The sequence below is a fragment of the Roseibium sp. RP-7 genome, from assembly GCF_053005225.1.
This window is the reverse complement of the sequence record NZ_JBRKQA010000001.1, coordinates 2,005,554-2,023,671: the sequence shown is the minus strand read 5'-3', so window position 1 is coordinate 2,023,671 and position 18,118 is coordinate 2,005,554. Positions and strand designations below refer to the sequence as shown.

15 protein-coding genes and 1 tRNA gene are annotated in these 18,118 nt (G+C 55.1%); 8 read left to right on the top strand and 8 right to left on the bottom strand.

Features of this window, described 5'->3' with window-relative positions; genetic code table 11:
• Positions 1–127: 127 nt before the first annotated feature.
• A complete protein-coding gene (locus tag ACVDG9_RS09190; protein WP_023003848.1) occupies positions 128–343 on the top strand; it encodes a DUF2842 domain-containing protein in 216 nt (71 codons plus the stop codon).
• Here ACVDG9_RS09190 and ACVDG9_RS09185 read toward each other — a convergent pair.
• Positions 303–1,397 carry a polysaccharide deacetylase family protein gene (locus tag ACVDG9_RS09185; RefSeq protein WP_228866014.1) on the bottom strand — a complete coding sequence of 365 codons (1,095 nt, stop codon included), beginning with the start codon at positions 1,395–1,397 and terminating at the stop codon, positions 303–305. The genes ACVDG9_RS09190 and ACVDG9_RS09185 overlap by 41 nt on opposite strands.
• A gap of 205 nt (positions 1,398–1,602) precedes the next feature.
• Here ACVDG9_RS09185 and ACVDG9_RS09180 point away from each other — a divergent pair, with 205 nt between their 5' ends.
• Positions 1,603–2,772, top strand: a complete 1,170-nt coding sequence (locus ACVDG9_RS09180; RefSeq protein WP_447237800.1) for a GNAT family N-acetyltransferase — start codon at positions 1,603–1,605, stop codon at positions 2,770–2,772.
• Between the two features lie 33 nt (positions 2,773–2,805).
• On the opposite strand, the gene ACVDG9_RS09175 is transcribed toward ACVDG9_RS09180, so the two are convergent.
• The gene (locus ACVDG9_RS09175; protein ID WP_447237799.1) at positions 2,806–5,286 is read right to left on the bottom strand and encodes a GumC family protein; all 2,481 of its coding nucleotides are present in this window, start codon (positions 5,284–5,286) and stop codon (positions 2,806–2,808) included.
• Positions 5,287–5,483: 197 nt separating this feature from the next.
• On the opposite strand from ACVDG9_RS09175, the gene ACVDG9_RS09170 reads away from it, so the two are divergent.
• The 6 genes from ACVDG9_RS09170 (at position 5,484) to ACVDG9_RS09145 (ending at position 11,749) form a co-directional block, all read left to right on the top strand.
• Positions 5,484–6,041 carry a polysaccharide biosynthesis/export family protein gene (locus ACVDG9_RS09170; RefSeq protein ID WP_023003844.1) on the top strand — a complete coding sequence of 186 codons (558 nt, stop codon included), beginning with the start codon at positions 5,484–5,486 and terminating at the stop codon, positions 6,039–6,041.
• A gap of 106 nt (positions 6,042–6,147) precedes the next feature.
• The gene (locus tag ACVDG9_RS09165) at positions 6,148–7,377 is read left to right on the top strand and encodes a glycosyltransferase family 4 protein (RefSeq protein ID WP_447237798.1); all 1,230 of its coding nucleotides are present in this window, start codon (positions 6,148–6,150) and stop codon (positions 7,375–7,377) included.
• The gene (locus ACVDG9_RS09160) at positions 7,377–8,984 is read left to right on the top strand and encodes an undecaprenyl-phosphate glucose phosphotransferase (RefSeq protein ID WP_447237797.1); all 1,608 of its coding nucleotides are present in this window, start codon (positions 7,377–7,379) and stop codon (positions 8,982–8,984) included. The genes ACVDG9_RS09165 and ACVDG9_RS09160 overlap by 1 nt, the downstream gene beginning before the upstream one ends.
• Positions 8,981–10,249 carry an O-antigen ligase family protein gene (locus tag ACVDG9_RS09155; RefSeq protein ID WP_447237796.1) on the top strand — a complete coding sequence of 423 codons (1,269 nt, stop codon included), beginning with the start codon at positions 8,981–8,983 and terminating at the stop codon, positions 10,247–10,249. The genes ACVDG9_RS09160 and ACVDG9_RS09155 overlap by 4 nt, the downstream gene beginning before the upstream one ends.
• Before the next feature lie 79 nt (positions 10,250–10,328).
• Positions 10,329–10,405, top strand: a tRNA-Pro gene (locus tag ACVDG9_RS09150).
• Positions 10,406–10,699: 294 nt separating this feature from the next.
• On the top strand, positions 10,700–11,749 hold the full coding sequence (locus ACVDG9_RS09145) for a glycosyltransferase family protein (protein WP_447237795.1): 1,050 nt from the start codon (positions 10,700–10,702) through the stop codon (positions 11,747–11,749).
• 28 nt (positions 11,750–11,777) lie between these two features.
• Here ACVDG9_RS09145 and ACVDG9_RS09140 read toward each other — a convergent pair whose 3' ends face one another.
• The 6 genes from ACVDG9_RS09140 to rfbC form a co-directional block, all read right to left on the bottom strand.
• Complete coding sequence (locus ACVDG9_RS09140) at positions 11,778–12,422, bottom strand: sulfotransferase (protein ID WP_296600957.1); 645 nt, start codon at positions 12,420–12,422, stop codon at positions 11,778–11,780.
• A 292-nt stretch (positions 12,423–12,714) separates the two neighbouring features.
• The gene (locus tag ACVDG9_RS09135; protein ID WP_447237794.1) at positions 12,715–14,577 is read right to left on the bottom strand and encodes a glycosyltransferase; all 1,863 of its coding nucleotides are present in this window, start codon (positions 14,575–14,577) and stop codon (positions 12,715–12,717) included.
• Between the two features lie 79 nt (positions 14,578–14,656).
• A complete protein-coding gene (gene rfbA, locus ACVDG9_RS09130) occupies positions 14,657–15,526 on the bottom strand; it encodes a glucose-1-phosphate thymidylyltransferase RfbA (protein WP_075281485.1) in 870 nt (289 codons plus the stop codon).
• Between the two features lie 37 nt (positions 15,527–15,563).
• On the bottom strand, positions 15,564–16,454 hold the full coding sequence (rfbD, locus tag ACVDG9_RS09125; protein ID WP_447237793.1) for a dTDP-4-dehydrorhamnose reductase: 891 nt from the start codon (positions 16,452–16,454) through the stop codon (positions 15,564–15,566).
• Positions 16,451–17,533 (bottom strand): dTDP-glucose 4,6-dehydratase, encoded by a 1,083-nt coding sequence (gene rfbB / locus ACVDG9_RS09120; protein WP_447237792.1) that lies wholly within the window; start codon positions 17,531–17,533, stop codon positions 16,451–16,453. Before rfbB ends, rfbD begins: the two co-directional genes overlap by 4 nt.
• Positions 17,530–18,108, bottom strand: coding sequence for a dTDP-4-dehydrorhamnose 3,5-epimerase (rfbC, locus tag ACVDG9_RS09115; RefSeq protein WP_075281641.1), 579 nt, complete (start codon positions 18,106–18,108; stop codon positions 17,530–17,532). The genes rfbB and rfbC overlap by 4 nt, the downstream gene beginning before the upstream one ends.
• Between the last annotated feature and the right edge of the window lie 10 nt (positions 18,109–18,118).

Sequence of the window (18,118 nt, the reverse complement as noted above, 5' to 3'; positions counted from 1 at the left end):
CGTGAGTTTGACCTTTGGCTTGCGGAGATATAGGTGCAGGAGCAAGACGGCAAGCGGTCCGGGACGTTTTGCGGCAAAAGGTCCCTCATCGCGCGGATTCACACACGGTCAACGGACACGCCCGACAATGGTTCCCTCGTTTCGCAAGTTTATCGGCATGGTGCTGCTGGTTGTTTTTGTGGTGGTCTACGCCCTCACCGCGATGGTGATCGGCGACCTGACATTGCAGCAGTCCTCGAACCTGGTCCGCTTCATCTACTTCGGCATCGCAGGTCTGGCCTGGGTCATCCCGGCAGGCGCGATTATCTGGTGGATGGAAAGAGGCGGGAAAAGCCGGACCTGACACCAAACCCGTTGGCAGCCCACCGGGCAACCCGGTAAAGCGCAAAGGGCGCCCCCGTCAGGTACTGGTCGACGACAGCCGGGTCTTGAAACCGGCCGTTCAGGGAGACGCGTGGCAGCATCATCGGGTCGCGCGCGTTGACGGATTGAAGCACACCGGGCAGCGTCGTCACAGACGAGGCAAAGCCGATCTCCCGCAAGATATCCGCATCGCGCGGTGTAACCGCGTGTGATTTTCCATACGGATAGGCAAAGTGCTTCGGCCTGCGGCCGAGTTCTTTCTCCAGCCGCTCAAGGCCCCTGGTCACATCTTCACAGGCGGCATCTGCGTTCAACCGCGCCATGGCAAAATGATCGTGGGTGTGGGCACCGATGGTAACCAGCGGATCACCAGCCAGTTGGCGGGTCTCGTCCCACGTCATCATCTGCCCGTCCGCCAGGGCTTTCAGGTCGACGCCGTATCTTTCAGCAAGCGCCCGGATGATCTTGCGCTGATCTCCTTCGCCGACCTCCAGTGTCAGATGATCGACGATCTTTTCGAAACACGCGTTTTTTTCTGCAAGTGTTCTGCACGGGATGCCGGCTGAATTGCCTGCAGCTGTGAAGACAACTTCATCGTTGTCTGCGATGATCTTCTCAAGGGCCAGCCACCACAGTTCGCTGGTCCGGTCGATCAGCCCGGTTGTGACGAACACGGTGAAAGGAGCTTCCAGTTCCTTCAGAATCGGATAGGCGACAGACAGATTGTCCCGGTACCCGTCATCGAAGGTCAGCACTGCATAACGGCGGTGCCCGTAACCGGACTTGAGCAGATCGACGGCTTCATCCATCGATATGATTTCATAGCCGTTTGCCCTAATTCGCTCGACCGCGAGCTTCAGAAATTCGGGCGTGATTTCGAGGTGACGGTTCGGCTGGAAAGCATCGGAGCGGGCCGACCGGACATGGTGCATCATAAACACAGCACCACAGCCCTGGGTAAACGGTGCCAGCATACGGCCAAGCCCCGTTCCCTTAAGTACACTGAATGCACGTGTTACCGTCTTGTGCCGCATGCCCATGTGGCCGAAATGCCCACCTTGCTAGAATGTGCCAGTTAGGCACGGTTTCTTTAACAATTATTGCTAAATCTATCGAGACTTAGCTTGATCTGCCAGCGCGACGTCCTGTCTTTCCTTCATGTTCGTTCAAAATGGTTTATCCGATTTTCAATAACCGTTTCAGCCTGTCTTTCACGCGCTCTGGTGCGAGGTGAGCACCGTGTCCTCAACAGACCTTGAATTGTCCATATTCACGAGGCTTAGCGAAGCACAGGCTGACTGGCAACAACTAAAGGATGTGCTGCACAGTAATCCATACCAGTCTCCTGGCTGGCTTTGCAGCTGGTTCGAGACAGTCGGCCAGAGCCTGAATTGCACGCCGGTGATCGTTGTCGGACGGTGTCGCGGTCAGGCGGTTTTTCTGCTGCCACTGCAACTTGAACGGTCTGCTGGAACCTCTGCGCTGACGTTTCTCGGCCACCAGAACGGCAACCAGAATACGGGCCTCTGGCATGCCGATTTCTACCGAGGTGCCACGGCAGACGAGATGAAAAGCCACCTGTCTGCCGTCTGCAAACAGGTCGGTGCTGATCTCCTCAAGCTTGAAAACGTTCCGGAGACCTGGCTAGGGCGAGACCATCCGCTGGTTTTCAAAGGAGCAACGTCAAGCCCGAGCCCTGTTTTCGCCCGCGCTCTGCCCTCCGATTTCGGACAGTTGTTCAACGACACACACAGCAAGTCCTCACGCAAGAACCTGCTTCGCAAGGAACGACATCTTCAGGCAGCCGGTAATTACACGATTGCCAAAGCCACCTCCCCTGTCGACAGACAACGTGGCTTTGATGCCTTTCTTGAACAACGCTCTGTCAGGGCAAGGGAAGCGGGCATTCCGAATGTTTTTTCGGCGCCCCCAGCGAAGACGTTCCTGTCCAGCGTGATTGGACTGGATGCAACGGGCAGCGCGCAAGATCACGGCGCTCGTCCCCTGGATCTCTGGTACCTGGAAGCGGGAGACCGGATCAGGGCCACCTATCTGTGCGCCCAGCATGGCAAGACGCTTTATGCCTACAGCAACAGCGTTGCTCATGACGACATGCTGCCCAACAGTCCAGGGCTGGTCCTGATCAAGGAAATCATCGAACGGGCGTGCGGTGATCCGACCATCGACACACTGGACCTCGGCCTTGGCGAGGAGCGCTACAAGACCACGTGGGCGGAACCAGTGCCTTTGAAGGACAGCCTTTTGGCGATGACCTGGAAAGGGGCTCTCCGCATGCGTCAGGAAGCCGCGAGGCTGAAAGCCAAATCCTGCATCCGGAATTCATCGGTCCTGTGGCCGCTGATCCGGCATTTGCGCAGGATGAAAGCTGGTTTTTCCGGCAACAGTTAGACAGTTGGCGACCAACTGTCGCCAACATCTTCCTCAGGCGGCGTGCCCGTCGCCGTTTCTGCGCGGCCCCGGTCCGGTTCCACCAGAAATCACGACTTCGACCTTCGCGCCTGTGTTATGTGCCAGAAGATTGGCCGCACTTTGCAGTTCGTGGCCGTGGTCTGGCGCCGATGCTGCAATCAATACCCTGTCCGCGAAACTCAACATACGGGCACTCGCCAGCGACCCATCGATGGCGCCAAGATCGACAACCACAGTTTCATAGGTCGACTTGATTGCTTCAAGAGCGAGCTTGAAACGTTCCGAGTTCACCATTTCGTCCGTGATCTCAACCCGCCCGGCCTCAATGATATGCGCCTTTGATCCGGCATCGCGATAGACCACTTTGGCGAAAGGCGCCGTTCCGGCCACGATGTCGGAGAACCCTTCGGCCCCCTTCAGGTTGGTCTGATCGGGAAAGACTTCCATGATGAGAGAAGACTTGCCACGTCCGGCCGCCTTCCGGATCAGGTCGAAAGCGAGCTCGTGAGACAGGGCCTCATCATCGACGCTGAGCACTACAACGCGTCCCGCCGCTTCGACATCGTCCGCGTGCGTTGTCTTGAGCTGCTCTTCCCGCTTTGCTTGCCTACTTGTCTTGCTGGCTGAAACCACAGGAACAGGAGCGACTTCCGCGCCTGGCACCTCTGCTTCGGCTTCCTTCGAACCCCGCATGTCCCCCACCCAGTCCGGGCTGACATCGTGATCGTAGCCGGTCTTCTTTTTGCGACCACGAAGCTTGCCGGACAGGATCCCGATGCGTCCCTTTGGCCGCTGTGTCTTTTCCGAGGCCTGGGGTTGGGGTTGGGGTTGGGGTTCCGGGGTCTGCTCAGGAACCGTTTCTTCGGTAGGTTCATCAATGCTAACGGCTGTTTCAGGGACGCTTGGTTTAGCGTCGCGAAGCGTGTCGGCTTTGCTCCACTCGCCAGGATCGATCCTGTAGCTGGCAACGGTCTGACCGTAGCCGCCGCCCCAGCCTGGGTTTTCAGCCCGCACGGTATCCTGAGGACCTGACTGCGGCCGCTCATCCATGCGCGGTGCGACGCGCGGCCCTTCAGACGAACCATCCTGCATCCGGTAGAGCGCATTGCCGTTCAGAAATTCGCGCATGAGCACAAAGGCACATCCGAGAATAAAGGTGACAAGCGCAGCAATGATAGTGCTGGCAATGATTTTGGGCGAATCCGGTTCTACCGGCACGCTGGCACGAGAGATGATCCTGGCATCGGCAGGCAGAACCTGTGCACGCAAGCGGGAATCAGCTTCCTGGAAACTCAGCAGAAGCTGGTCAAGTTGCGCCGCCTTGGCATTGGCTTCGCGCTCCAGTTCCGCGAGCCGTGCCTGATCGGCGTTGGATTTTGCCGCAGCCGTCTTCAGCTCCTCAAGGCGTGCCCCTAGTGCTTTTGCGCGCTGGTCTTGCACCTTCGCATCGTTTTCCAGCCCCTGCAGGATCTTGCGTGCTTCCGATCGGATTTGCCGGTCGTAATCACCAAGCTGAGATTGAAGCGCCTTCAGTTGCGGGTGGTTGGGCAACAGTGTGATTGAGAGTTCGGCAATATTGGACTGAATTTCGACCTGACGCTCCCGCAGACGCTGAATGAGTGCGGAATTCAGCACATCGCTGGCAGTCTCGAGAGAACCGCCAGAATTCAGCAACTCGCGAATGAGGTCGGCTTTGGCCTGCGCCTCGGCCTTGGAGGACTGGGCGTCGGAGTAAGCGGTACTCGTTTCGGCAAGTTGCTGCTGATTGAGCGGGATATTGTCAGCGCCGATCAAAAGGTCGGCGCGGGCGCGAAAATCCGACACCGCCTGCCGGGCTGCCTGAACTTCCCGGCGCAATTCGACAATCTGAGGCTCCAGCGCAGCGGAGGCCTGCTCGGTCGTCTGCCGTTTTGCGCTGGATTGAACCGAGAGATACTCATCAACAATCGTATTGGCGACCTTGGCCGCCAGAACCGGATTTTCGGCGGTGTAGTCCACCGCGATCACGCGGGATCCTTCCAGCCGGTAGATTTCCAGGTTCTCGTAATAATGCTTGAGGACCCGCTCTTCCTCGCTATTGCCTTCGGTCTCGTTTCCGAACCCGACCAGAGACAGCAGGAGATTGACGAGGCTGCCATCGTCGTTGGCATCGAATTCCGGGATCGCAGCAAGGTTGAGCTTGTTCGCGACACGCCGCGCCAGATCAGCGGACTTGAGCAGTTGAACCTGGCTAACAACACCTTCGCTGTCGAGCAGGGCTCGCTCTTCTTCCTGCCCTCGCGATGCACCGGGCAGATTGTCCGTGCTCTCGATGATAAGGCGCGCTTCGCCCTTGTATTTGGGCGCTACGAACTGGAGCCCCAGAAAGACGACAACGGTGACGAAGAGCGTGAGTGGCACAAGCCAGCCCAGGGATCGACCGATCGTCCGCAACAGACCACCCAGATCCAGCGCCATATCGTCTTCGGAATGTGTCTGCCGCTCAGCATTCATCTTTTGAAACTCCAAGATACCGGCAAACTATGTCGAATTATGGTAAGCGTTCGGTTAAGCTGGTTACAGTCTCCGGGGTCGCCCTGTTAATTAATGCATGCGCAAATTTGACAGGGTGCCGGACAGGTCTTTTTTCCTCTTCACCCTCAATTAACCATAAAGCGCGATCCTGTCTCCGAATTGTAGGAGAGTCGTTGATGCGAACGAGAGCGCTTGTTGTCCTGGGCTTGTGCCTGGGCCTTGCTGCATGCAGCGGGTACAGACAGCCGCCGACAGCGTTTCACGAAACACTGACCCAGCCTTATCGTTTGGACTCAAGCGATAAGTTGCGCATTATCGTGTTCGGCCAGGATGACCTGTCCAATACTTATGTCGTTGATCAAGCAGGATATATTTCCTTCCCGCTGGTCGGCAGCGTCGCTGCGCGCGGCAAGACCCAGCAAGGCCTGGCATCCGAAATTTCGGCCAAGCTGCGTCAGGGCTATATCCGCGATCCGGACGTCTCGGTGGAGGTCGATACCTATCGTCCGATCTTCGTCATGGGTGAAGTGCAAAATGCAGGCCAATATAATTACGTTGCCGGCATGACCGTTCAAAACGCCATCGCAACAGCGGGTGGTTTCAGTTCGCGGGCGCTGCAGTCAGATGTGGATATCACCCGACAGCTCAACGGTGAAATTCTAAACGGCCGTGTGCCCATTTCGGACCCGGTGCGTCCCGGTGATACAATTTACGTCCGTGAGCGTTATTTTTAGGGTCCCGCCAAGTTAACTGTGGACTCACCTCCCTTTGTTAGGGTGCAGTTTCAGTGCCCCACAGGTTCGACAAGAAACCTGGGGGTAGCAACAGGGATACTGCATCATGACAACGACCCCCATGCGGATCGTGCATTGCGTGCGCTCGCCCATTGGCGGCATTTTCCGCCATATCCGGGATCTGGCCATCTGCCAGTCGGAAGCGGGACACGATGTCGGCCTCGTATGTGACAGCAACACGGGCAGTGCTTTCGACAATCAGCTTCTTGAAGAGCTGAAGCCGAGGCTAGCTCTTGGCATTGCACGCTTTCCCATGCAACGTCAGCTGACCGTACAGGATCTGACGGCAACTGTTTCCCTTTACAAGCACATCCGGGACCTGAAACCCGACATCCTGCATGGACACGGGGCAAAAGGTGGCGCCTATGCGCGCCTGATCGGCAGCGTTCTGCGCCTGCGCGGCCAGAAAGCCGCCCGCGTCTATTGCCCCCATGGCGGCAGCCTGCACTATGATCCCAATCGCTTCGAAGGCCGGGTCTACCACACGCTGGAACGGCTCCTTGGCCGCCTGACCGACGGGCTGATCTTTGTGTCCGACTATGAAGCCGCAGCCTACGAAAGCAAGGTCGGTCACACGAAAGCCCGATCGCGCATTGTCTACAACGGGCTGACACCAGACGAATTCACCCCCGTTCAGGTGGATGAAGCAGCCGCCGATTTCCTTTATATCGGAATGTTGCGTGACCTGAAGGGACCGGACCTTTTCATTGAAGCGCTTTACAACATTCGCCTGAAGAACGGCAGCGCGCCCAAGGCTCACATCGTTGGTGAAGGCCCGGACGAAGAGCGGTATCGGAACATGGTGAGGAAGCTGGGGCTCGACGGCGCAATCACGTTCCATGGTGCCCTTCCCGCTCGTGAAGCCTTCAAGCTTGCCAGGAACGTCGTTGTTCCCTCACGCGCCGAAGCCATGCCCTATATCATCCTGGAGACCGTGGCGGCAGAACGTCCGCTGATTGCGACACGCGTCGGCGGCATTCCGGAAATATTTGGCCGCTATGCCAATCGGCTGGTGGAACCAGGCCATATCGGCAAATTGACCACGGCCATGGAAGAAGCACTTGCAGACCCCGCCAAGATGGCTCAGCAGGCAAAAAACCTGCGCAGCTGCCTTGCAGAGACTTTCTCGGTCGACCTCATGAACGACAGAATCACCACCCTCTACCAGGAAATCCAGGGCATCGCCCCGACCGATAGCTCGACACCGGTCCAAGCTGATAGTGTATCAGCCGTGCCGCGTGCGCAGACTGTTCTTGCCAGATCGAGCAACCGATAATGAATACCCCATTTTTAAAACCCTCTGATGCGGCCGAACCGAAGCCTGTTCCAGGCGGGACATCCGCTTTGGGGCACAGATTGGAAAAGCATTTCAGACATACCGTTCATGGCGCGACGGGCCAAAGCAACGTCGAGGTTCTGTCCGCCGCCAACACCAGCCTTTCGGCCGATGCCTTTGAAATTGCTCAAGGCTTAGGTGGCAAGGGCGTTTCCGTCACCGTTCTCACCGGTATGGTGCGTCTGACGGATGTACTTCTGATCGCTGGCACCGCCCTGTTCGCAGTCTTTACCAGTCCCGAAGCGGCTGGTTTCGGACTTGGCAACCTGTTTGTTACTGGCGCCGCCATCCTGTTTGCGCTCGCCTTTTTCCAGGCCGCAGACGTCTATCAGGTTCCGGTCATGCGCCAGGGTCTGTCGCAGATCGGACGCGTTGCCGCCGGCTGGACGCTCGTGTTCGCCATGTTCGCGCTTCTGCGCACCACAACAGGCATCGGTACGGAACTGTCAGATGCCTGGATCGGCGCCTGGTTCGCGATAAGCCTGACCGGCCTTTGCCTGTCACGCTTCATTGTCTATCGGCTGGTGCGTCACTGGATGAAATCCGGTCGCCTGGAACGGCGCGCGATCATCGTCGGTGGCGGCACCGCCGCCCAGGAACTGATCCACGACCTGGAAGCCCAGGCGGACAACGACATCCGCATTTGCGGTATTTTCGATGACCGGAACAACGAACGTTCGCCGCCAGTGGTGGCCGGCTATCCGAAGCTCGGCAACATCAGTGCGCTGGTGGAATTCGCCCGTCTGGCACGCATCGACATGCTCATTGTCTGCATTCCCTTGCGTGCAGAGCAAAGGGTGCTGGAGCTTTTGAAAAAACTCTGGGTTCTGCCGGTCGACATCCGGCTTTCTGCCCACACCGACAAGGTTCGCTTTCGTAACCGCGGATCGAGCTTCATCGGTACGGTCCCATTTGTCGACGTGGTCGAAAAGCCGATAGCCGATTGGGACATGGTAGCCAAGCGGATCTTCGACCTTGTCTTCGCTTCGCTCGCCATCATCACGCTGCTGCCGGTCATGATCGCCGCTGCCATCGCCGTGAAGCTGGACAGCAAGGGGCCGATCCTGTTCAGGCAGAAACGCTACGGCTTCAACAACGAGATCATCGAAGTTCTGAAATTCCGGTCCATGTACACGGAAATGGCCGATCCGGACGCCAAGAAGGTGGTAACCAAGGGCGATCCCCGCGTGACCAGGGTCGGTCGCTTCATCCGCAAGACTTCGATCGATGAATTACCGCAGCTTTTCAACGTTCTCGGCGGCAGCCTGTCGCTCGTCGGACCTCGCCCGCATGCTGTCAACGCCCATACCAACAACAAGACCTGGGACGACGTCGTTGACGGTTACTTCGCGCGGCACAAGGTCAAGCCGGGCGTGACCGGCTATGCGCAGATCAACGGCTGGCGCGGTGAAGTCGATACACCGGAAAAGATCCAGAAGCGCGTGGAGTGCGATGTCTACTACATCGAGAACTGGTCGATCCTGTTCGACCTGAAAATCCTGATCCAGACGCCCTTCCGGTTGCTCAATACGGAGAACGCTTATTGAGCCTTGCGACCGACCATTTTGGCGGCACGCCTCATGCACGCGCGCCTATCGGTCTTCAGGCCAGGAGCCTGGGCAACGGCGCACTGTGGCTTGCAGCCTTTCTGTCCGGGTTCGTAATCGAGGAGCCGGCACCTTACGAACTCTACATGGCACTGCTTTCGGTCGTCTGGCTTGCCTGCGGCCTGAAACTTCGTCGTGAATTCGGTCCGCTGATCATCTGCCTGATGCTTTACATTGCAGGTGGTGTCGCCTCCATTCCTATGGCCAAGGAGATGGGCGATGCCATCATGTACATCGCCGTTTCCGGCTTTCTGGCAATCACTGCAATCTTCTATGCTGCGATTATCGCGGAAGACCCCGGCAGGTTCAGGGTCATCCAGAGCGGCTATATCGCCAGCGCCGTGCTTGTGGCTGCCATAGGCGTTGCCGGTTACTTTCAGCTTTTCCCCGGCGCGTCCTATTTCACGCTCTACGATCGAGCCCGTGGCACTTTCCAAGACCCCAACGTGTTCGGTCCGTTCCTTGTGCTGCCTACGGTACTTCTGGTCCAGAAGCTGCTCCGGCAATCGGTGCTGCGTAACCTGCACCTTTTGGTGCCGCTTGCCGTCCTGCTGCTCGGTGTCTTCCTGAGTTTTTCACGCGGTGCGTGGGGTGTGCTGTCGGCATCGGTGCTGCTGGTCTATTTCCTGGCGCTCGTCACCGAAAAGGCCGCTGCCCGCCGGGCACGCCTGGTGCTGCTCGGCGTAATCGGCATTCTTGCGGTCTTCGCACTGATCGGCGCGGCGCTTTCGGTCGATACGGTCGCCGACATGTTCGCAGAACGGGCAAAGCTCGTACAATCCTACGACGGTGCCCGCCTTGGCCGTTTCGCCCGCTACTCGCTCGGCTTTCAGCTGGTGATGGAACACCCGCTCGGGCTCGGCCCGCTGGAGTTCAACAAGTATTTCCCGGAAGACGAACACAACGTCTATCTGAAAGGCTACACGACCTACGGCTGGCTCGGCGGCTCGATCTACATTCTGATGGCGCTATGGACGTTCTGCGCGCTGGTGCCGCTCCTGTTCAAATCCCGCCCGTGGACTGCCTTCACCCAATCCGTCTTCGCGGTGTTTACCGCGCATCTTATACTGTCGGTGATCATCGACACCGACCACTGGCGGCACATGTATATGCTTTACGGCCTGGCCTGGGGCCTGATTGCCGCTGAAAAGCTCGGCCATGGCCGCCCTGCACGACCGGTTCCCGACTTCCCCTACCGCAAGTAACAGATGTCTGGAAAAGCCTCCAAAGAAGCGCAACAACCTGCTTGCGCTTGGCATGCGAACAAGCTAGGTAGGGTCCGTTCGGGCAGTAGCGCAGCCTGGTAGCGCACTTCACTGGGGGTGAAGGGGTCGTCGGTTCAAATCCGGCCTGCCCGACCAACACAAACTTCCCCAAATATTTTGCAGATTTTGAACGAGTATGCGGCTGGAACTCCATCCAGCGCCGCATTGCGTTTGCCGTTCAGCATTCCAACGTTTCACCCAGAAGTATCACAGTCTGCCATTTTCGCTTCCCGCAGTTGCTTGCCGTCGGATGCACGCTATGCGTAAACTTACCTACCGTGACAACGTATGGCAGCTTGCGGCCACGGCACGGAACTGGCACCTGATTATGCTGTATTCCGAGTAATCATAGCTACCAGTTCGTATTCGAATATTCCGAGTATTTTTTTGATGAGAATAGCGACAAAATTTTCGAGAAAGTCGTCTGATGATTTTTACTATTGCTACAGCGTCCTCGCGCGTAATCTGTGTTCTTCGTTCAAAACCATTCCAACAACAGACATCTATTTTCTGAATTCCAACCGCGAGCGGAGCTTGCAGCGCGAAGGTGTCAATTCGTTTTCCACCCGTGATGCAGTTGTCGTCTGCCGTCGTGATCATCCGGGCGTCGTCGAGCGTCTTTTGAATGAAAAGACAAAACGGCTCTATTACGTGATCGATGACAATTTATGGGCAGCCGACCACGATGTGTCACTGCCTGAAATTTACCGGCAACGTTTGCTGAGCCTTCGCAATGGACAGCACAACAAGCTGGTAACTGCAGCCGACACGATTGTTGTCCCTTCGCCTGCCTTGTTCGAGGTCTACGAGCAACAAGGATTTCAGGTCAAAATGCTCGATCCGTTTTGGTCAGAAGCACTTTCGACGGACTGGTGTTATCAAGACCTGCCGGCAGATGCACCGCTCAGGATCGGCTACCTGGGAACTGCCAGCCACGCCGCCGATCGAAAATTCGTCCTTGAGGTATTTGAAAACCTGTTGGCGACAGGCGCAAATGCCGAACTGACAATCGTTGGAGATCACGATGTACCGCCGCAGCTTTCAACGCACCCCAAGCTACGAGTTTTGAGGCACCTCGACTGGTATTTCTATCGCAAGCGCCTTTTCAAACACAGGTTTGACGTTCTTCTCTACCCGGTAATACCTTCCAGCTTCAACGATGCCCGATCCGCGAACAAGCTGGCAGAACATGCCGTTTGTGGAGGCGTTGGTGTGTACAGCGACAGCTGGGCCTATGCTGACTTCGTTCGTGTCAACCGCGTGGGCCTGGTCTGGAAAAACAGCGTTCGAACCTGGGTGGACAACCTGCTGTCGCTGTCGATTGAACGGAACTTTCAGGATCTCGTCGGATCGCTCGCACCCGTTCATGAGCGAAATGAAATTGCCGGAAGAGAACAGAAAGCCTTCTGGTCGACGTGTTTGGATAATTCGCAGCATTAGTTGAGTTCAAAGCAAATAGTGCGGCCTATCAGATATTATCCATTGGAAGTTTCTTATAGCCTGGCGCCGCCAGTTCTTTGGCCAGTTGAGACTTAACATCATCTGAAAAGTTAATTCCCACCTGTTCAAGCCAATCAACAAACCGCTCAGGTCGCGTTTTCATCTTTTCAAAAGAAATGAGGTAGAATGGCTGCTCGATCTCATCGACGACGTTGACCATAGCCGAGTAGAAACGAAATGCGTGCTGAACACCAATACGCAAGTCTGATTTATTAATACTATGGGATGGACTTCTTGTCATAATGGTAGTTGAAATATCCAATGGATTTCTCAAAATATACATAAAAATAGAATCTGGATACTGCTTTGAGAGCCATTTTAAGTAAAATGAAAAATTTGGAAGTTTAACTCCAGAAATGTTTTTTTCATCTAATAAACCGTCGATTGCCAATTTCATTTTGTCTTCAGTCAATTCAGGAGACATCAATTCCGGCAACTCGTGATTATTCGCGTCAACTTTACCAAAGTGAACGGATGCACGCCTCAATGCGTATGCTAACGCTGAAGTTCCCCCTCGGCTTGAACCAGAAACAATGTATAATCTCTTTGCCTTTGAGTTAATTATTTCCAGTTTTTCACTGTTTATAGAAACTCCAAATTCAAAGAGATTCATATGACTTCACCGAACATTCAAATATTTCACTTCTAACAGCTTTCCAAAAAATATACATAATCTCTATCAGCATCTCATATCTTTACCCCTGATCTTGATGATCACTAGAATTAGAAATTTCTAAGCTAGCTGAAAGTGCGACTTGTACGATTTTTCGTTGTAACGACGCCGTATTAAATTGGAAGAATCAGAGCACCAATCAAAATCAAAGCGTTGCTGCAAGCCCGTCGGCAACCGTTCGTTTTTTACCTTCCAACTTTACTCTGCTTAAGACTATAAATGAACAACATGGTCAAGAATAGTTTCTATTTAATTTATATTTGAAACACGCATTATCTCTGGAAAAATTAACGTTGTAATACTTGTCAGAGACAATCAGGCGACCCCACCGATCCCGCATAATATTTCCTTCTCGCTCTAGTCTTGCAGCATTTTCGCCGGAGATATCCCTACCTCTTGAAACTGACTCGTGATGAATAAGGTTGGCGTAAGGTGTGTACACGTTGTGTAGGCCAGAGGCGGAAAGCTTCAAACAAAGATCAACATCGTTGTAAGCTACCCTAAGATCCTTTTCGTCGAGTCCGCCGACCGAAAGATACTTCTTCTTCTCAACCACAAGGCACGCTCCCGTCACCGCTGAAACGTATTGAGGTAGCTGCAGTCTTGCCTGATAGCCACTATCTGCCGCCGGATAGCCGTGAAATGCGTGATTGGCTATGCCGCCAGTGCCAAGGATAATACCTGCATGCTGAACCAGGCCGTTATCGTAAAGCAACCTGGCACCTACAGCTCCTATGTGCGGCATTACTGCGTAGCACACCATTTCACGAAGCCATTCGGATGAAATCACCTCGACATCATTGTTCAAGAGCGCAATGACATCCCCTTTTGCCTGTGAAACTGCAAGATTATTCAATGCCGAATAGTTGAATTCTCCGGGTGCTGGTATGACGGAGACAGGATGCCGTTTTGATACCTCTTTAAGATAGTTGAGCGTTTCCGTCTCGACGCTCTCGTTGTCGACAACAAGTACGTCGAATGATGGGTAAGCTGTCTTATTGAAAATAGTCTCGAGACAACTTTTCAAAAAAGATAGCCGGTCTCGTGTCGGTATTATTAGAGTGACATGGGGCGGAGGGGCAGGAAGTTCGCGATACAGCCTGTTACACCCATATGGTCCGCCAACAACTGCAACCTTATTCTCCGGGTAATTCGATGCCAGGTAATCACGAACGGCGCGCTGACGTGCATCGATCGCCTGTGCCAAGGCCCGATCCGAGAAGGATCCCGAACCACGAAAAGCGCGCCAGTGGTACAGAATTTTCGGAATGTGCCGAATGCGTTCGGCATCCGTTTTCGCGACGACCCGAAGTGCAAGGTCATGGTCCTGACTGCCTTCAAAACCTTCCCGTAGTCCGCCAACTTGCTGAAGCAGCGATCTTCTATAAACACTGAGATGGTTCAGATAGTTTTGTGCGAGGAACAGTTCCTCATTCCAGTCTGGTTTGAAATGAGGTCCATCAAGCCTTCCATCTTCCCTTATCTTGTCTTCGTCCGAGTAGATAAGATCCACATCTGGATGCAGTAGGATTTCTTTCGCAATATAAAAGAGAGCGTGGATTGGCAGAAGATCGTCATGGTCCATAAATGCGACGAAAGGACCTTCGGCAATCTCGAGAGCGGAATTTGACGCTGCGCAGATATGTCCGTTTGTCGCCCTGAAGACCAGCTTGATACGCTGATCCTGCGCGGCGACAGTTTCCAGGATCGCACATACATGAGGGGATGTCGAACAGTCATCCGCAATGCAGAGTTCCCATTCTTGATAAATCTGCTGCCTGACGGACGCAATCGCGGCCAGAAGTTGGTTTTCATCGGTATTGTAGACAGGCATTACAATGGAAATGAGAGGCTTATCTTTCCAGCCTTCAATTTCCTGATGAATGTTTACAATTTCCTCATCTGAAAGCTTTGCATGCGCCTCGCACACCGCATTCGCAATACGATTATTCTGAACTTGGACATTATTGCTGCTAAATATTGCGCGAAATCTATTCTGCGCGCGAACTTTCTTGCCTAGAACAAACCACCAGCATGCGGCACAAAAAGTAAAAGGTGAACTGAAAACCTGCTTAATCCCGCGAAGGGCTGTCATAGTCTATTTTCCATTCAAAATTCAAAAATACATCCAACACATGCATTGAATTGCCAGCAGGTAAATACTACAACTGGCCCTAGGCTCCTTGCGCCAATTTCGCCAAGTATTTCCCATATCCGTTGCTGGAATATTCTTCGCTCAGCCGTTCCAGATCATTCACAGTAATCCAACCGTTCTTGAACGCAATTTCTTCCGGAACGGCGATGCGGTGGCCCTGTCTTTTCTCGATGGCCTGCACGAATGTCGCGGATTCTATGAGACTGTCATGTGTCCCCATGTCGAACCAGGCAAATCCCCGCCCCAGCTGTTCAACATGCAGGTCTCCACGCTCCAGGTACCGGGCGTTCACATCCGTGATTTCAAGTTCACCGCGCGCACTCGGACGGATATCGGAAGCGATGGCGGCGACGTCCTTGTCATAGAAGTAAAGCCCTGTTACCGCCCAGGACGACCGGGGGGACTTTGGCTTCTCTTCGATTGAAACCGGCGCGCCTGACGGGTCGAACGAGATGACACCATATCGTTCCGGCTCCGCCACCTCGTATCCGAGCAGAGTCGCGCCGGACTTGCGCGCTGAAGCTCTCGCAAGAATTTCCGTCAGACCATGTCCGTAATAAAGGTTGTCTCCCAGGATCAGCGCACATTCCTGGCCAGCAAGGAACTCCTCTCCGATCAGGAACGCCTGCGCGATGCCGACCGGTTCAGGTTGCACTGCATAGCTGATATTGATGCCCCAGCGCGCGCCGTCTTCCAGAAGGCTCTGAAAAGCCATGGCATCGCGTGGTGTAGTTATGATCAGGAGATCTCTTATCCCGGCAAGCATCAGAACACTCAACGGATAGTAGATCATCGGCTTGTCGTAGACAGGCAGCAATTGCTTGGAAATACACCTTGTTACCGGGAAGAGACGCGTTCCGCTTCCGCCCGCCAGCACGATGCCTTTCATTGTCCAACTCCAATTCCAATTGCTTGCCCGCAAGATATCAGGCGTTTAGATACAGGCGGTCAAGCATGTCGGACAGTGCCAATGGCCAGTCCCTGGCGGAAAGGCCGTGGACACGTGACAGTTTAGAGCAGTCAAGCGCCGAGTTCGCCGGCCGATTTGAAAGCGTTGGAAATTCCGACGCCGGAATGCCAATTAGCTCCGGCTGTTTGCATAATCGTTCCCCGGCCAGTTCGAATATCTTGGATGCAAACCCATGCCAGCTCACCTGCCCCTGTCCGGCACAATGAAATGTTCCGTATCCACCCTTCGGAAAATCGCCCTTCAGGACCTGCACGGATAGCTGCAATGCGATTTCAGCCAGGTCGGCGGCATATGTCGGGCATCCTGTCTGGTCGGTGACCACCCGAATTTCATCCTTCTCCCGTGCGAGCCTCAGCATCGTCCGAACAAAGTTCGCACCATGCACGCCGTATACCCAGGACGTGCGCAGGATCAGGTGACGTTCTGAGACTGTGCGGACGGCAGCCTCCCCGGCCTCCTTGCTTTCGCCATATACGCCTAACGGGCCGACTGTATCTTCTTCCACATAAGGCTGCGGCTTTGCCCCGTCGAACACGTAGTCTGTGGAGAAATGTATCAAGACGGCACCGCGCCGTTCGGCCACTTCCGCAAGATTGCGCGCTCCGTCGCGGTTGACCGCAAAGGCGGCCTGCCGGTCGGTCTCGGCACGGTCAACGGCAGTGTATGCAGCCGCATTGATGATCAGGTCGGGTGCCAAGTTCTGGACGACATCCGCAACGGCTTTGCGATCGGTTATGTCAAGTGTCGATCTGTCGAGAGCCACAACATCAAGAGCCAGCGCCCGGGCTTGCCGAATGACTTCATAACCGAGTTGACCGTTCGCTCCCGTAAGTAGAACACGGCTCATGGAACACCGGCAGATGCACTTGAAAAACCATTTGCACCCAGTCCCAGCCTGTCCCCTCTATATTGACCGCTACGGATTGCCTCCCACCAGCTGCGATTGGCAAGGTACCAGTCCAACGTCTGGCGCAACCCGCTTTCGAAGGAATAACTGGGTCGCCAGTCGAGTTCGGCAGCGATCCGCGAAATGTCCATCGCATAGCGCACATCGTGGCCAGGACGGTCTGTCACGAACGCGATCAATTCTCGGCGGGGTTTTCCTGCGGGCACCGTTTCGTCCAGCAGATCGCAGATCAGATGGACTACATCGATGTTTCGACGCTCTGCGTCACCGCCGATATTGTAAACTTGGCCCGGTGTGCCGCGCATCAAGACCAGCCACAGCGCATCCGCATGATCTTCGACATGTAGCCAGTCACGGATATTTGCTCCCGCGCCATAGACCGGCAGAGGCTTTTCCTCCAGGCCGTTCAGGATCATCAACGGGATCAGTTTTTCCGGAAACTGGTAAGGCCCGTAATTGTTGGAACAATTGGTGGTGACCACCGGCAATCCATACGTATGGTGCCAAGCCCTGACCAAGTGATCCGACGCCGCCTTTGATGCGGAATAAGGAGAATTCGGCGCGTATGCGGTCGTTTCCTTGAAGGCCCCTGTTGGACCGAGACTGCCATAGACTTCATCGGTGGACACATGATGAAAGCGAAAGGCTTCCTTTCGAGACACTGGCAAGCCGGACCAATACCCCCTCACTGCCTCCAGCAAGGTGTAGGTGCCCACGATATTTGTATCGATAAAGGCAGCCGGGCCATCAATCGACCGGTCGACGTGACTTTCAGCCGCCAGATGCATGACAGCGTCGGGTGCCTCTGCCTCCAGCAGACTGGCCATTGCCTCCCCGTCCCGGATGTCTGCCTGCACGAACCGGTGGCGGCGATCTTCCATGACCGGAGCCAGGGACGCCAGGTTACCGGCATATGTGAGGGCATCCACTGTGACGACTTCCGCCAGGCCTTGCAACACCAGCTTTCGCACGAGCGCCGAACCGATAAAGCCGGCGCCCCCCGTGACAAGAACCTTCATCGTTCTCTGGCCTCCGGGTACGTGAAACAGCTGGCAGCATCGGCAAATGGTGGGAGTTTCTGATCCTTTTGCGACAGGATGGCATTGGCTTCGGGTATTCGCCAATCAATGTCCAGATCGTGATCGTTCCACACGATGCCCCGGTCATGCTCTGGAGCATAATAATGCGAGACCTTGTAGAGAACCTCCGTGTGCGCCTCCAGGGTCACCAGCCCGTGGGCAAATCCGATCGGAACCAGGATCTGATCGCCGTTTTCCGCGGAAATGACGGACGAGACGTGTTTGCCGTAAGTCGGAGACCCTTGCCGCAGATCCACAGCGATATCCAGTATCGCTCCGCGCACGACACGCACCAGCTTGTCCTGCGCGAACGGCGGCGTCTGGTAATGCAGACCGCGGACCGTTCCCTTTTCCGCAGAGTAGGCATGATTGTCCTGGACGAAATCGATGTCTATTCCGGCGTCGGAAAGAAGCGCTTTGTTGTAGGTTTCGGAGAAGAAACCACGGCTGTCACCATGCCTCTTCGGCCGGAGAATCTTGACCTCGGGAATGTCCAGTTCAATTACTTCGAGCATGAATCCGTTT

Coding starts and splice junctions, on each gene's coding strand:
- ACVDG9_RS09190 (WP_023003848.1), top strand. CDS start 128: ATGGTTCCCTCGTTTCGCAAGTTTATCGGCATGGTGCTGCTGGTTGTT.
- ACVDG9_RS09185 (WP_228866014.1), bottom strand. CDS start 1,397: ATGCGGCACAAGACGGTAACACGTGCATTCAGTGTACTTAAGGGAACG.
- ACVDG9_RS09175 (WP_447237799.1), bottom strand. CDS start 5,286: ATGAATGCTGAGCGGCAGACACATTCCGAAGACGATATGGCGCTGGAT.
- ACVDG9_RS09170 (WP_023003844.1), top strand. CDS start 5,484: ATGCGAACGAGAGCGCTTGTTGTCCTGGGCTTGTGCCTGGGCCTTGCT.
- ACVDG9_RS09165 (WP_447237798.1), top strand. CDS start 6,148: ATGACAACGACCCCCATGCGGATCGTGCATTGCGTGCGCTCGCCCATT.
- ACVDG9_RS09160 (WP_447237797.1), top strand. CDS start 7,377: ATGAATACCCCATTTTTAAAACCCTCTGATGCGGCCGAACCGAAGCCT.
- ACVDG9_RS09145 (WP_447237795.1), top strand. CDS start 10,700: ATGAGAATAGCGACAAAATTTTCGAGAAAGTCGTCTGATGATTTTTAC.
- ACVDG9_RS09140 (WP_296600957.1), bottom strand. CDS start 12,422: ATGAATCTCTTTGAATTTGGAGTTTCTATAAACAGTGAAAAACTGGAA.
- ACVDG9_RS09135 (WP_447237794.1), bottom strand. CDS start 14,577: ATGACAGCCCTTCGCGGGATTAAGCAGGTTTTCAGTTCACCTTTTACT.
- rfbA (WP_075281485.1), bottom strand. CDS start 15,526: ATGAAAGGCATCGTGCTGGCGGGCGGAAGCGGAACGCGTCTCTTCCCG.
- rfbD (WP_447237793.1), bottom strand. CDS start 16,454: ATGAGCCGTGTTCTACTTACGGGAGCGAACGGTCAACTCGGTTATGAA.
- rfbB (WP_447237792.1), bottom strand. CDS start 17,533: ATGAAGGTTCTTGTCACGGGGGGCGCCGGCTTTATCGGTTCGGCGCTC.
- rfbC (WP_075281641.1), bottom strand. CDS start 18,108: ATGCTCGAAGTAATTGAACTGGACATTCCCGAGGTCAAGATTCTCCGG.